The organism is Rugamonas rivuli, from assembly GCF_009380165.1.
Taxonomy (GTDB): domain Bacteria; phylum Pseudomonadota; class Gammaproteobacteria; order Burkholderiales; family Burkholderiaceae_D; genus Rugamonas; species Rugamonas rivuli.
Genome location: NZ_WHUF01000001.1, coordinates 1159141 through 1172406, shown reverse-complemented (window position 1 = coordinate 1172406; position 13266 = coordinate 1159141). Strand labels below are relative to the sequence as shown.

General features: G+C 64.0%; 15 protein-coding genes. 6 read left to right on the top strand and 9 right to left on the bottom strand.

The annotated features are described in order from the left end of the window. Positions 1 to 41: 41 nt before the first annotated feature. Positions 42 to 1052: a LacI family DNA-binding transcriptional regulator gene (locus tag GEV01_RS04975; RefSeq protein WP_328595438.1), complete on the bottom strand. Its 1011-nt coding sequence runs from the start codon at positions 1050 to 1052 to the stop codon at positions 42 to 44. 139 nt (positions 1053 to 1191) lie between these two features. Here GEV01_RS04975 and rimO point away from each other — a divergent pair, with 139 nt between their 5' ends. After that, the gene (rimO, locus tag GEV01_RS04970; RefSeq protein WP_152802164.1) at positions 1192 to 2598 is read left to right on the top strand and encodes a 30S ribosomal protein S12 methylthiotransferase RimO; all 1407 of its coding nucleotides are present in this window, start codon (positions 1192 to 1194) and stop codon (positions 2596 to 2598) included. 20 nt (positions 2599 to 2618) lie between these two features. Here rimO and GEV01_RS04965 read toward each other — a convergent pair whose 3' ends face one another. Genes GEV01_RS04965 through GEV01_RS04950 form a run of 4 tightly spaced genes read right to left on the bottom strand, consistent with a single transcriptional unit; the run spans position 2619 to position 5788 of the window. Continuing rightward, positions 2619 to 3839: a radical SAM protein gene (locus tag GEV01_RS04965; protein ID WP_152802162.1), complete on the bottom strand. Its 1221-nt coding sequence runs from the start codon at positions 3837 to 3839 to the stop codon at positions 2619 to 2621. A gap of 11 nt (positions 3840 to 3850) precedes the next feature. Beyond that, complete coding sequence (locus tag GEV01_RS04960) at positions 3851 to 4354, bottom strand: pyruvoyl-dependent arginine decarboxylase (protein WP_152802160.1); 504 nt, start codon at positions 4352 to 4354, stop codon at positions 3851 to 3853. Beyond that, positions 4351 to 5583, bottom strand: coding sequence for a radical SAM/SPASM domain-containing protein (locus tag GEV01_RS04955; protein WP_152802158.1), 1233 nt, complete (start codon positions 5581 to 5583; stop codon positions 4351 to 4353). The genes GEV01_RS04960 and GEV01_RS04955 overlap by 4 nt, the downstream gene beginning before the upstream one ends. A 16-nt stretch (positions 5584 to 5599) precedes the next feature. Beyond that, positions 5600 to 5788 carry a hypothetical protein gene (locus GEV01_RS04950; RefSeq protein ID WP_152802156.1) on the bottom strand — a complete coding sequence of 63 codons (189 nt, stop codon included), beginning with the start codon at positions 5786 to 5788 and terminating at the stop codon, positions 5600 to 5602. 135 nt (positions 5789 to 5923) lie between these two features. Here GEV01_RS04950 and GEV01_RS04945 point away from each other — a divergent pair, with 135 nt between their 5' ends. Next, positions 5924 to 7093 (top strand): cystathionine beta-lyase, encoded by a 1170-nt coding sequence (locus tag GEV01_RS04945; protein ID WP_152802154.1) that lies wholly within the window; start codon positions 5924 to 5926, stop codon positions 7091 to 7093. Beyond that, the gene (hisC, locus tag GEV01_RS04940; protein ID WP_152802153.1) at positions 7090 to 8154 is read left to right on the top strand and encodes a histidinol-phosphate transaminase; all 1065 of its coding nucleotides are present in this window, start codon (positions 7090 to 7092) and stop codon (positions 8152 to 8154) included. The genes GEV01_RS04945 and hisC overlap by 4 nt, the downstream gene beginning before the upstream one ends. Here the strand turns inward: hisC and GEV01_RS04935 are convergent. The 3 genes from GEV01_RS04935 to GEV01_RS04925 form a co-directional block, all read right to left on the bottom strand. After that, positions 8151 to 8513 carry a DUF4870 family protein gene (locus GEV01_RS04935; protein WP_152802151.1) on the bottom strand — a complete coding sequence of 121 codons (363 nt, stop codon included), beginning with the start codon at positions 8511 to 8513 and terminating at the stop codon, positions 8151 to 8153. The genes hisC and GEV01_RS04935 overlap by 4 nt on opposite strands. A 68-nt stretch (positions 8514 to 8581) precedes the next feature. Beyond that, the gene (locus GEV01_RS04930) at positions 8582 to 9421 is read right to left on the bottom strand and encodes an energy transducer TonB (protein ID WP_152802149.1); all 840 of its coding nucleotides are present in this window, start codon (positions 9419 to 9421) and stop codon (positions 8582 to 8584) included. Positions 9422 to 9504: 83 nt separating this feature from the next. Beyond that, a complete protein-coding gene (locus GEV01_RS04925; RefSeq protein WP_152802147.1) occupies positions 9505 to 10473 on the bottom strand; it encodes an AraC family transcriptional regulator in 969 nt (322 codons plus the stop codon). Between the two features lie 79 nt (positions 10474 to 10552). Here GEV01_RS04925 and GEV01_RS04920 point away from each other — a divergent pair, with 79 nt between their 5' ends. The 3 genes from GEV01_RS04920 (at position 10553) to GEV01_RS04910 (ending at position 12959) form a co-directional block, all read left to right on the top strand. Further along, on the top strand, positions 10553 to 11026 hold the full coding sequence (locus GEV01_RS04920; RefSeq protein WP_152802145.1) for a low molecular weight protein-tyrosine-phosphatase: 474 nt from the start codon (positions 10553 to 10555) through the stop codon (positions 11024 to 11026). A gap of 61 nt (positions 11027 to 11087) precedes the next feature. After that, positions 11088 to 12491 (top strand): serine hydrolase, encoded by a 1404-nt coding sequence (locus GEV01_RS04915; RefSeq protein WP_152802143.1) that lies wholly within the window; start codon positions 11088 to 11090, stop codon positions 12489 to 12491. A gap of 9 nt (positions 12492 to 12500) precedes the next feature. Further along, positions 12501 to 12959 (top strand): nuclear transport factor 2 family protein, encoded by a 459-nt coding sequence (locus GEV01_RS04910; RefSeq protein WP_152802141.1) that lies wholly within the window; start codon positions 12501 to 12503, stop codon positions 12957 to 12959. A gap of 13 nt (positions 12960 to 12972) precedes the next feature. Here the strand turns inward: GEV01_RS04910 and GEV01_RS04905 are convergent, their stop codons facing one another. After that, positions 12973 to 13263 carry a hypothetical protein gene (locus tag GEV01_RS04905; RefSeq protein WP_152802139.1) on the bottom strand — a complete coding sequence of 97 codons (291 nt, stop codon included), beginning with the start codon at positions 13261 to 13263 and terminating at the stop codon, positions 12973 to 12975. Positions 13264 to 13266: the final 3 nt, after the last annotated feature.

Below are 13266 nucleotides of genomic sequence, written 5' to 3'. Positions count from 1 at the left end.
GTGACTAGTGGTTTTGGGCCGGCAGCGATGCCGGCCTTTTTTTACGGCTTGCGCTGCGCGACCGAGCCGCGCATCGTCACCGTGACCGGGAAGTCGCGGACGATTTCGTGCTGTGTGCCGTAGCACTGGTTGAGCAGCCAGCGCACGGCGTTCTGCGTCAGCTGCTGCATCGGGATGTGCACCGACGTCAGGCCCGGCGACGAGAACTCTGCCGAGTAGTCATCGTCATAGCCGACGATGGAGACGTCGCCCGGCACGCTGATGCCGGCGCGGTGGAAGCACGACAGCGCGCCGACCGCCATTTCATCGTTGGCGCAAAACAGGCCGGTGAACTTGTGGCCGTCGCCGATCAGCCGCTGCGTGGCGCCGAAGCCGCCTTCACGCGAGAAGTCCGATTCGATCAGCTGCACCGCCGAACGGGCGATGCCGTTGCGTTGCAGCTCGGCGAAGAAGCCGTCCAGGCGTTCCTTGTTGTCCGACGTGGCGGACGGGCCGGAGATCACCGCCAGTTCGCGGTGGCCTGCTTGCAGCAGGGTCTGCGCCGCCAGTTCGCCGCCGTGATAGTGGTCGGGGCAGAACGACGCCTCCGGCAGCTGAGGGCTGCGGCGGTTGAGGAAGGCCATCTTCGGATGCATTTTCTGCAGCGAGATCAGATCCTCGTCGTACAGGTCGTGGCCCAGCACGACGATGCCGTCGCAATCGCGGCCGATCAGGAACTTGACCGCTTCGATCGCTTCGTCGCGCGGCGTGCCGTCGCCGCAGCCGGTGGCGACGACCACATGGCGGCGCATGGCGCGCAGTTCGATGTCGGTCTGCTTGAGGATGGTGCCGTAGTAGGCGCCGAAGAACGAGGGGGCGAAGATCCCTATCATGCCCAGCGACTGCGCCGACAGCGAGCGGCCGATGGAGGAGGGGCGGAAGTTGAGTTGCTCAATCGCGGCCTGGACTTTTTTCATCGCCTCGGCCGATACCGGACCGGCGCCTGAAATGGCGCGCGATGCTGTCGACATGCCTACACCGGCGAGCAATGCGACGTCTTTCAGCGTTGCCACTAATTCTCCTGAACTGGGTGATGCGGCGCGCGCGGATGCGGCCACTGGGTTAGCCTCTATCCTAACATGATCTCCCTATGGGGAATGGGGTATAATGCTCGATTGCTCGTAATTTTCATGGCGTTTAAAGCAACCTATCATGCAATCGCAACCAATCTCCCGCATCACCAAGCCCGCCGCCGCAAGCACCTCCGTGACGGGTGCCGCACCGAAGGTCGGCTTCGTCTCGCTCGGCTGCCCTAAAGCGCTGGTCGACTCCGAACAGATCCTGACCCAGCTGCGTGCCGAAGGCTACGAGACGGCCAAGTCCTACGACGGCGCCGATCTGGTCATCGTCAACACCTGCGGCTTCATCGACGCCGCGGTGCAGGAATCGCTGGACGCCATCGGCGAAGCGCTGGCCGAAAACGGCAAGGTGATCGTGACTGGCTGCCTGGGCGCGAAAAAAGACGCCGCCGGCGACGACATCATCATGAAGGTGCACCCGAAGGTGCTGGCCGTGACCGGCCCGCACGCGCTGGCCGAAGTGATGGACTCCGTCCACCTGCACCTGCCGAAACCGCACGAGCCTTTCCTCGACCTGATTCCGGCGCAGGGCATCAAGCTGACGCCGAAGCACTACGCTTACCTGAAAATCTCCGAGGGCTGCAACCACCGCTGCTCGTTCTGCATCATCCCGTCGATGCGCGGCGACCTGGTTTCGCGTCCTATCGGTGAGCTGATGCTGGAAGCGGAGAATCTGTTCAAGTCCGGCGTCAAGGAACTGCTGGTGATTTCGCAGGACACCTCGGCCTATGGCGTGGACGTCAAGTTCCGCACCGGCTTCTGGAACGGCCGTCCGATTAAAACCCACATGACGCAGCTGATGGAAGCGCTGGGCGAGCTGGCCAAGTCCTACGGCGCCTGGGTGCGCATGCACTACGTGTATCCATACCCGCACGTCGACCAGGTCATTCCGATGATGGGCGAGCACATTCTGCCTTACCTGGACATCCCGATGCAGCACGCGCATCCCGATGTGCTGAAGCGCATGAAGCGTCCGGCCAGCGGCGAGAAGAACCTGGACCGCATCCTGGCCTGGCGCGCGATGAACCCGAACCTGACCATCCGTTCGACCTTCATCGCCGGCTTCCCTGGCGAGACCGAGGCCGAATTCGAATACCTGCTGGACTTCCTGAAGGAAGCGCAGATCGACCGTCTGGGCTGCTTCGCCTACTCGCCGGTCGAAGGCGCTACCGCCAACGAGCTGGCCAATCCGGTGCCGGAAGAAGTGCGCGAAGAGCGTCGCGGCCGCGTGATGCTGCTGCAGGAAGAGATCTCGAAAGCGCGTCTGAAGGCCAAGGTCGGCACGACCGTCCGCGTGCTGATCGATGAAGTCAACCGTACCGGCGGCGTCGGCCGCTCCAGCGCCGATGCGCCGGAAATCGACGGTGTGGTGTACGTCAAGCCGCCGTACGAGCCGCACAAGAAGCTGGCCGTCGGCCAGTTCGTCGACGTGAAGATCACCACGTCCGACGCCCACGACCTGTGGGGCGAGGCGCAATAAGCCTCGGTCTTTGTGCCGGTTTAATGCGCCGAGGCGATCGCAATCGATCGCTTCGCCAGCATTTCCGGCGCGTAGCAGCCATCCCGGTAAGTGCCGTCCAGGCGCTTGCGCTGCAAGTCTTCGATAACGTCGTGGTAGAACTCCAGCTTGTAGCTCGGCTGGTCCACGGCCGCCGGCGTCACCCGCACCAGTTTGCCGACGATGGGCTGGAAAGCATCGACGCAGGCGGCTATCGATCCGATGTGCTCGATGCGGCCGAAGTCTCCGGACGCGATGGTTTGCGGCGGATCGGGGACGATGGCGAACAGCTGCTGGCCCGCGCGGCACCACCCCACATGCGGTGGGAATCCCATGGCCTCGACTCCGCTGCTGCCGAAATCCTCATCCACACCGAGCTGAAAATCCAGCGGGACATTTTCATGTACCCATTTCAGGTCGCTATACCATTGAGCTCGTTCAGCCGCCGTCAGCGGCAGCTGCGGTAGCCGGCCGCCATGATCGTGGAAGGCATTGAACCGCAGTACTGAAATGCCCAGCCTCGCAAAGTAGGCGGTGTAGCGCAGCAGATGCTCCCTGGTGTGGTTATGCTTGCCGATCGTCACACCGATATTGATGTCCAGCGGCGCCGCCAGCTGCGCCTCGCTGTTGAACGCGTGAATGCGCGCAATGACGCGCTCGCAGTCGCGGCCCGCAAACACACCCTTGATCGGATACTCTTCCGCCGGCAACAGCTTCAGATCGCTGTCCAGTATGCCGTGAAAGGTGATGGTGACATTGCCGAAGCCGTTCTCGATACCGGTCCACAAATATTCCTTCCATTGCGCATCGAGCAGGGGCGCGCCGCTGGTCCACATGTCGCCGCGTTGCATGGTCTTGGTTGGCCTGCGGTTTTCTTCCTGATGAAAATCCCGGTTGTGCGAGTCGCCGAACAGGCGCAGGAACATGCCATCCCCGCCGAAGCTGTCGGAAATCATGGGGAAGACGCGGTAGCCCTGCACCGCCAGGCAGTCCATGATGCGGCGGCCTTCGACCAGGTCGATGGAGCGGTTGGCGGCCGCCGGTTGGTTGATGTAAAAACAGTGCACGCACGCCTGGCGGCAGGTTTTCCGGCCTACGGTGGTGTCGAGTTGCAGATAGAGGCTGATGTCCTCGGGACGCAGCGAACGAAATGGCACATCGAGCGGAATGTCGCCATGGTCATCGTAGGCGATCGGTTGATTGCGGAAATGCGCGATGGGCATGTGGCGTCCTTTCACCAGTCTTCTTGCTGGAATACGGCAACGGCCAGTACACAGCAAGGCCCGCATGCCGTGGCGGAGATGGTTGCCTTGCCTAGTCTTGCCGGCACGGCGGCGCGGCGCTCGCACAAGTCGGCGATCGATAGTTCGATGTCGCGCTCGACTGCCTGCAAGGCGCTGGCGGCATCGGCCGCTGCCCCGTGGTGCTCCACGAATACGCCGCCGCCATGGTCGAAGATGGCCCAGCCTATGCCTGCCGCCAGGCCGGTGTCGCGCAGCCCGCTGGAAGACGCCGCCGCCTGCACCACGTAGAGGCGGTTGCCCCACTTCCGGCGCAGGTCCGGCTCCGACTGCAACACAGGCTCCCATCCCGGCGGGATCACGCTGGAGAGCGCGATCACGTTGAAATTGCCGATGCCGGTTTTCCAGAGCGCGTCGTCGTAGGCGGACAGTTCGGTCTGCCCATGGCCGATGCCGGTAATGACGGGGATGATCCGCCGCGCGCCGTTGCCGTTCATGTCGCCACCGGTGCGCCGGGGAACTCGGTCTGCAGCAGTTCGGTGCGGCGCTTGAGGCTGGCCTTCACGAAGGGTGTGGAGCCGCAGCCGAGCGGGTCTCCGGTATAGAGTTCGGCCATCACGGCGCAGCGCGAAGTGCAGTAGTAGGGATCGCGCGACAGCTCGCAGTTGGGGCACTCCTTGAATTTGTCGTAAGTGAACTGACGGATATCCTTGAACGAATCCCGCCACAGCTGCTGGAACGTATGCTCGCGCAGACTGCCGGCGAGGAACTTGTCATTCGACGCGCAAATCGAGCATGGATACAGCGAGCCGTCGCTCATCAGGTAGGCCATCGCCACGCCGCAAAATTCGCGGCCGGTCGCCTTCGCGATGTTGTGACACTCGTCCAGAAACTTGGCCACGCACAGCCCGACGGTATCGTTCATGACCTGGTCGTGGAGCTTGTCGGCGATATACAGCCGGGCGGTCTCCTCGACTATGTCCGCCTGCGGTTGATACTGCGGGAAAAACCTGCCGCGACCGATGGGGCTCATCGGCGTCGATCCGAAAAAGCACTGGTGCTCGCGGGCGAAGTCCAGCAGCGTCTGCAATTCGTGCACATTGCCTGCCGTCTGCGTCGACATGATGGCGGTCGGGATGCCGTTCCTGCGCAGCAGCAGTATGCGTTCGCGCACGTCGTCCCATGTGGAGCGGATGCGCAACTCCTTGTGCTTGGCTGTGCCGTCCACGCTGACGCTGACCACGCATTCCTTGCGCGGCAGGCGATCGATGAGCTCTTGCGTGATGTAGGCGCCGTTGGTCGCGATGGAGATGACGAAACCAAGCTGGTTGGCGTGATTGACGATGTCCAGGAAATCCGGATGCATCATCGGCTCGCCGCCAACCAGCACCAGGGCAAACACGCCCGCCGCTTTCATCTGGTCGAGGGCGTCGAAGATTTCGGGTGTCGATAGCTCCTGGTCCCTTGGCTTGCCGGCCTCGATGTAGCAGTGCCGGCATGTCAGGTTGCAGGCGCGGGTAATCTCGAACCAGACGATGAGCGGCGCGCTAAGATGAAACTCATCCCTGACCGGAACGGATGGCAGACGGTACGGCTCCAGCGCTTCCCGCGTCGTGCCATGCAACAGCGCGCCTGCGGCTGCATGGCTGTACAGTCCGATCTCGCCGGTACCGAACGCCAGGATGAAACCGAAGTCTTCTTGACGAATGCGGACGTCCGGGACCATGCTCGCCTCGCTGCGGTCAGATGGCGTTGCCGACCAATACTGCAACGGGGGCGACGGCCTTCACCGAAACATCCCCTTCGAACAGCAGGTCGATATCCAGCTTGACGCGGCCGCTGCTGGCGATAAAGTGCGTGAGTTCCTTGCGTTGTTCCTCGGTGAGATTCAGTTTCAACTCTTGATCGTGACATGTGGTCGGTTGCGACATGACGTTCTCCTTGAACGGTTGGTGGGGGGGCGGACATGAGTACTAACTTAACGATCGACGCCAATTGAAGTTTGAGGTGTGTCAAAGGTGTGGGGCTGCGCCAGGCCGGCCGCGCAATGCGTTTATAATCAAGCCATGACTATCCCAAAATCTCTCCAGACCACGCTCGTCCATACCGACTACCAGGCGCCAGAAGGCTTTGCTGCTTTCCCCGGGGCCATCCATCATGCCTCGACGGTTCTGTTCAAGAACGTGGCGGCCATGCGCTCGGGCGACTGGAAAGAGAAGAACGCCTATACTTACGGCCTGCACGGCACGCCGACCACCTTCACGCTGGAAGCGCGCCTGGCCGAGATCGAGGACGGCAAGCACTGCCTGCTGGCGCCGAGCGGCCTGGCGGCCATCGCGATGGTCGACTTCGCGCTGCTCAAGGCCGGCGACGATGTGCTGTTGCCCGACAATGTCTACAACCCCAACCGCGAATTGGGGAGCTGGCTGTCGGCCGATTTCGGCGTCACCGCGCGCTACTACGATCCGCTGATCGGCGAGGGCATCGCCGCGCTGATCCAGCCGAATACAAAGCTGATCTGGACCGAGGCCCCCGGCTCGGTATCGATGGAAGTGCCGGACCTGCCGGCCATCTGCAAGGCGGCGCACGAGCGCGGCGTGGTGGTTGCGCTGGACAATACCTGGTCGGCCGGCCTGGCGCTGCGCGGCTTCGAGCTGGGCGTCGACATCATCATGCAGGCGCTGACCAAGTACCAGTCTGGCGGATCGGATGTGCTGATGGGCGCCGTTATCACGCGCGATCCTGCGCTGCACGAACGCCTCAGCCTCTCGCACATGCGGCTCGGCATGGGCGTGGGCGCGGACGACGCCTACCTGGTCGCGCGCGGCCTGCCGACCATGCGCCTGCGCTTCGACGCGCACGATGCTGCGGCCCGCAAGCTGGCCGCGTGGCTGCAGGCGCGCCCGGAAATCACCCGGGTGCTGCATCCCGCCTTTACCGACTGCCCCGGCCACGAAATCTGGAAGCGCGACTTCAGCGGCGCCGGCGGCCTGTTCTCGGTGGTGTTCGACGAACGCTACACGGAAGCGCAGACCGACCGTTTTGTCGATGCGCTCAAGTTCTTCAAGATCGGCTACAGCTGGGGCGGGGCCAACAGCCTGGTCATGCCTTACCGTATCCAGCGCATGCGCAATGACTGGCAGGACAAGGGCATCCTGGTGCGCTTCAACGTCGGCCTGGAGGACATCAACGACCTGATCGCCGACATCGAACGCGCGCTGGGAGAGCTGCAATGAGCCGCTACTGGAGCGATGTGGTCCACGGCCTGACGCCGTACACGCCGGGCGAGCAGGTGCAGATGCCCGGCCTGGTCAAGCTGAACACCAACGAGAATCCCTACGGCCCGTCGCCCAGGGCGGTGGCAGCGATGCAGGCCGCCGTCGGCGACCAGCTGCGCAAGTACTCCGACCCCGGCAACGCCGCCGTGAAGGACGCCGTGGCCCGGCGCTACGGCCTCGCACGCGAGCAGGTCTTCGTCGGCAACAGCTCGGACGAGGTGCTGGCGCATACCTTCCAGGCCTTGCTCAAGCACGCGTTGCCGCTGCTTTGTCCCGACATCAGCTACAGTTTTTATCCGACCTATTGCAGCTTGTACGGCATCGAGGCGGTGCAGGTGCCGCTGAACGAGCGTTACGAGATCGATGTGGCGGACTACAACCGTCCGTGCGGTGCGATCATCATCGCCAACCCCAACGCGCCGACCGGCATCGGGCTGCCGCTGGAGCGTATCGAGGCGCTGGTGGCCGCGCATCCCGACCAGGTGGTGGTGATCGACGAAGCCTATGTGGACTTCGGCGGCCAGAGCGCCATTGCGCTGCTGGGCCGCTACGATAATCTGCTGGTGATCCAGACGCTGTCCAAATCGCGTTCGCTGGCGGGGCTGCGGGTAGGTTATGCGGTCGGCCATCCCGACTTGATCGCGGGACTGGAGCGCGTGAAGAACAGTTTCAATTGCTATCCATTGGGGCAGGTCGCCCAGGCAGGCGCGGTGGCGGCCATCGACGACGCGGCCTACATGGAGCAAACCTCGCAAGCCATCATCGCCACCCGCGCATGGCTGATCGCGCAGATGCAGGCCTTGGGCTTCGACGTGCTGCCATCGCAGGCCAACTTCATCTTTGCCCGTCATCCCGGGCACGACGCCGCGCAACTGGCGGCGGGGCTGCGGGAGCGGGCGATCCTGGTGCGGCACTTCAAGCAGCTACGCATCGACCAGTTCCTGCGCATCTCCATCGGCACCGACGGCGAATGCGCGCAACTGGTCGACGCGCTGAAAGCGCTGCTGCCCGCCGTCTAGACGTTGGCCGCTTCGTTGCGGTTCAGGCGCACGATGCCGCTGATCAGGCGATAAGCTTTCCACAGCCAGGCGCCCAGCCAGACCAGGTAGGCCAGCGGTATGCCGATGATGGTGATGAACAGCACGGCGCCGATCGCGACAAACGCCACGTACCACCAGAACGAGCGGATCATCCAGCTGTGGTGGGTGTGGACGAACGTGCCTTCGGTGCTGGGCCGCTGCAGGTAGTTGATCGCCAGCGGCAGCACGGAAAACAGGCCCAGCGAAAAGATGAAACTCACCGCATGGATAATGTAGAGCCACCAGGCGGTGGTCTTGGCCGATTCGAGGCGATTATCCAGTACCAGTTCTTGTGACATGATCGCTCCTTTGCGAGGTAGTGGTTGCCAGTATAGCGACGCCGTATTTCAGGCGGCGCACAGTGTCGTCAAGGTCCGTCGCGGAACACGCCCATGGATTCGCGCAGCCGCCACGTGTATTTGAGCGATACCCAGCCGCCGACCGCTACGCCGTTCTGCATCGGCGGCACGAAGCGGCACAGGGCGATGGCCTCGCGCGAGGCGCGGTCCAGCGAGAACGAGCGGGTCGATTTGATGATGCGCGATTCGGCAACGCGGCCTTGCGCGTCGATCAGCAGGGCCATGCGGGCGACGCCTTCCTGGCCTTTCATCATGGCGTCGAGCGGGTAGGCCGGCGTATCGCATTCGATGGCCAGCACCGCCACCGGCAGCGATTCGAAAGCGTCCGGCCCCACGCTGCTGCCCGCGCCTTTGCCCGCCAACGTGCCGGCGCCGGTGCCCGGTCCTGCCGAGCGGTCGGCCGCCGAACCGGCGTTCGACGCCGTGGCCGCAGTGGCAGCCGTTGCGCGGTCCGGTGGCGATAGTGGCGGCGTCGCCGGCTCGTTGCGGGCCGGAGTTGCGGCCTGCGTTGAGGTCCGGGGGCTGGCGTGCACAATCGCCGCATCTTCCGTGGTGGCTTCGGCCTTGATGGTGAAGGACGGACCGAAATCCAGCCGTGGCATCGCCGGCGCAGGCATGCTGTCGACGGCGATGTCCGCAGCCGGCGCCGCGCTGGAGCCGGCGCCGGAACTCAGCATCGAGACCTGCGTGATCCGGCTCGGCGCCTCGTAGGTGAACAGCGTGATCTTGCCGGTCTTTTGCAGCATGAACCAGACGATCAGCAAGTGCAGCGCGACGATCAACGCCAGGCTGGAGCGGCGCGTGTTGCGGCCGTGCCCCAAGTTCAAAAAACTCAAATCCTGTTGCATGCTGTCGCCCTCCCGTATTGTGCGAATTGTGAAAAATATCACACTTCCCGGGCGATGCCCAGCTACGGCAGCGAGAATTTTCGCTACAGCGGCCGCACCGGAATGCAGATGTCGCAGGTCATGGCGCCGGTCTGCGGATCGAACGCCAGTTCGGGCGTGAACATTTCGAAGCAGGGGCGGTCGTCGCATTGCAGGCCGCTGGAAGGCAGCCAGTTGCGCGTCATCCGGGTCCAGGCGTCGGCGATGGCGGTGGGCTGGCCTTCGAAGCGGGCGACGGCGTAGCGGCCGCCGGGCAGGGTGGTGATGTCGGCCGAGCCGGCGGCGGTGAAGCTTTCCGGCACCGTCACGCAGGCGTCGTAGCGGCATTTGTCGGGCGGCGTGATGCTCGGGTCGTCGTAGCCGACGCCGTAGCACAGCGCCTGGCCCAGGCCGTGCGACTGCACCCACGGCGCGACCGTGCCGCGCCAGAAGGCGCCGATGCCCGGACCGTAAGGGCCGATGTGGCGGTGGTAGGCGACGCGGGCTGCGGGCAAGTCGATCACTTTAACGTCCATATTGAAATCTCCTGATGGGTGGTTGGAGATGTCATCGTCGCCGATGCCGGTTTGCGGCGTCTGATCGTACTTGCCAAGTACCTGATCCAGATTGCTCTGCGCGCGCCGGTCGCCGCCGAGCGCCTGCGAGGCCAGGCGCTCGCGCGTGTCGCGCCGCCACTCGGTCGGCGTGCAGCCGAACCTGAGCTTGAAGGCGCGCGCGAACGCTTCGCCGGAACCGAAGCCGGTGGCCAGCGCCGTCTCCAGCACCGATTCGGGCGGCGTGCAGCTCAGACGGAAGGCGGCTTTCTCCAGCCGCCGCCGGCGCGCATAGTCGCCCAGCGTTTCGCCCATCCACGACTGGAAGATGCGATGGAAGTGGAAGCGCGAGAAGTTGGCGACATCGGCCAGCTGCGCCAGTTCCAGCGGCTGGTCCAGATGGGCGTCGATGTAGTTCAGCACACGGTTCATGCGGCGCGTGTATTCGGCGCGGGGAGACTGGTCGTTGGGGCGGTTCATTTATTTTGCCGGCGTGTCGCGAGATGCGGATTTAATCTATAAAATATAAACATATTAATTATATAAGTGGCTTGCTCTCATGGCGAAAACTTCGGTGCTGTTCGTCTGCATGGGGAATATCTGCCGCTCTCCGACGGCGGAGGGGGTGTTCCGCCATCGCGTGGAGGCGGCCGGCCTGTCCGGCCAGTTCCGCATCGATTCGGCCGGTACCCACGGCTACCACGCCGGCGAGCCGCCCGACGCGCGCTCGATGGAGTATGCGGCCAGGCGCGGCTACGACTTGTCCACGCAGCGCTCGCGCAAGGTGGCGGCCCGCGACTTCGAAGAGTTCGACCACGTGCTGGCCATGGACTACGACAATCTCAGCCTGCTGGAAGCGGCCTGTCCGCCGCAGCACCGACACAAACTGGGCCTGTTCATGGCGCACGCCAGCCGCAGCGGATCGGATGTGGTGCCCGACCCGTACTACGGCGGCGGGCGCGGTTTCGATCTGGTGCTCGACTATATCGAAGACGCATCCGACGGTTTGATAAAGCAATTGCGAAAAACATAAGATGGTGGCAGCATACGCCGGTTGATCGCCATTCGGGAGCGATCCGCATCAGGAGACAACCATGTCGCAATATCGCAAGTGGATGCTGTCTGCAGGCTTGGCCACGGCCATGCTGGCCGGCGGAGCAGGGCAGGCGCAGGATCTGAAACGCATCGAGGCGCTGGTCGATTCGGCCGCCGCCAACGACCATTTTTCCGGCGCCGTACTGGTGGCCAAAGGCGACCAGGTCTTGCTGGACAAGGGCTACGGCTCGGCCAACCTGGAATGGAACATCCCCAACGCGCCGAGCACCAAGTACCGCCTCGGCTCCGTCACCAAGCAGTTCACCGCCGCCAGCGTGCTGCTGTTGCAGGAGCGCGGCCAGCTCAAGGTCTCCGAACCGGTCAGCAAGTACCTGGGCGGCCTGCCCGCGGCGTGGAGCAAGGTGACGATATTCCAGCTGTTGAACCACACCTCCGGCATCGCCAACTTCACGTCGACCAAGGAATACCAGTCGATCGAGCCGTTCGCCAGGAAGCCTGAGGAAGTCGTGGCGCTGGTGCGCGACCTGCCGCTGGAGTTCGAATCCGGCTCGCGCTTCAACTACAGCAATACCGGCTACGTGCTGCTGGGAGCCTTGATCGAGAAGGTCAGCGGCCAGGGTTACGACGTCTTCGTGCGCAAGAATATCTTCGAGCCGCTTGGCATGAAGGACAGCGGCTACGACTGGAACGCCGCTGTGCTGCCGAACCGCGCCGCCGGTTATGCGCGCAGCAAAAAAGGCGTGAGCAATGCAGGCTTTATCAACATGAGCATCCCGCACGCCGCCGGCGCGCTGTACTCCACCACCGGCGATCTGCTGCGCTGGCAGCGCGGCCTGTATGAAGGCAGGCTGCTGTCGCCGGCGTCGCTGGAGGCGATGACCACGCCCTATCACTCCGGCTACGGCTTCGGGCTGGGCATCCAGCAGAAGGACGGCGGCAAGGAGGTCGGCCACGGCGGCGGCATCGAAGGCTTCGCCACCGAGGTGCGCTACCGCATGGACGACAAGATCAGCGTGATCGTGCTCAGTAACGTCGAAGGCAGCCAGCTGGAGTCGCTGACCGCAGGCCTGACGGCGGCTGCGCGCAACGCCAAATATATGCTGCCGTCTGAGCGCAAGGATATCGCGCTGTCGGCTGCGCAGATGGCCGCCATCGCCGGCACCTATACGATGCCGGACGGCCGCCGCCTGTGGCTGCGCACGAACGGCAGCGGCATGACGTCGCAGCTGCAAGGGCAGGGCGTGCTGCCCATCTATGCGGAGTCGGCGAACCTGCTCTTCCTGCGCAAGGTCGATGCGCAGCTCGAATTGAACCGCGACGCGGCCGGGCAGGTGGAAGCGGTGACGCTGCAGCAGGGCGGCCGCAATATGCGCCTGCCGCGCGTGGCCGAAGCGGCGCCGGCCCTCGATAATGCTGGCGCTTCCGCGCCGGAAGCTCAATAAGGAGTCCGCATGAAATTCAAATCCGTTTTGCTGGCGGCGACCGTCCTGGCCTTGGCCGCGGCGCAGGTGCATGCGCAGGAAGCCGTGCCGCAGCAGCTGCTCAAGCTGGTGCAGGCCTATACCGAGGCCCAGCGCGATTTCGAGCCGTCGAAGATCGACGCCATCGTCACGCGCGATTTTTACGAAGTGTCGCCGCTGGGCGAGGTCGATCCGCGCGAGAAGGTGCTGGGCTTCTACCTGCCGGCCAACAAGCGCGAAGCGCCGACGATGGAAGTGTCCGAACCGTCCATCCAGATGCACGGCAACACCGGCACCATCCTGGTCAAGCTGTCCGGCACGGTGGCCGTGCCCAATGCCGAGAAGCGCAGCTTCGCTCTGCGTGTCGGCTATGTCGCGGTGAACGAGGGCGGCAAGTGGAAGCTGGCGTCGGCGCAGTACACCGGCATCCGCCCGCCCAAACCCCAGTGATGTCGCAGTCCGCTCAGCCGGGCGGCAGTTCGCGGATTTCCACGCTGCCGCCGGCTTCGTAGTCGGGATTCCCGGCCAGCAGGAGCTTGGCGTCGGCTATGCTGGCGGCGCGCACGCGGATGAATCCTGTGACGTTCAAGCCGGCCGCCTGCTCCGGCTGGCCTTTCTTCAGGCGCTGGCCGCTGCCGATGGAACTGCCGCCGTCGAACTGGCCGGTCTGGCGCAGGCCGGCGATGTAGCCGTCCCAGTCGCCGTCGCTGCTGTCGGGTGCATCGTCGAGCATGAGGATGATGTAGTCGTTCATCGC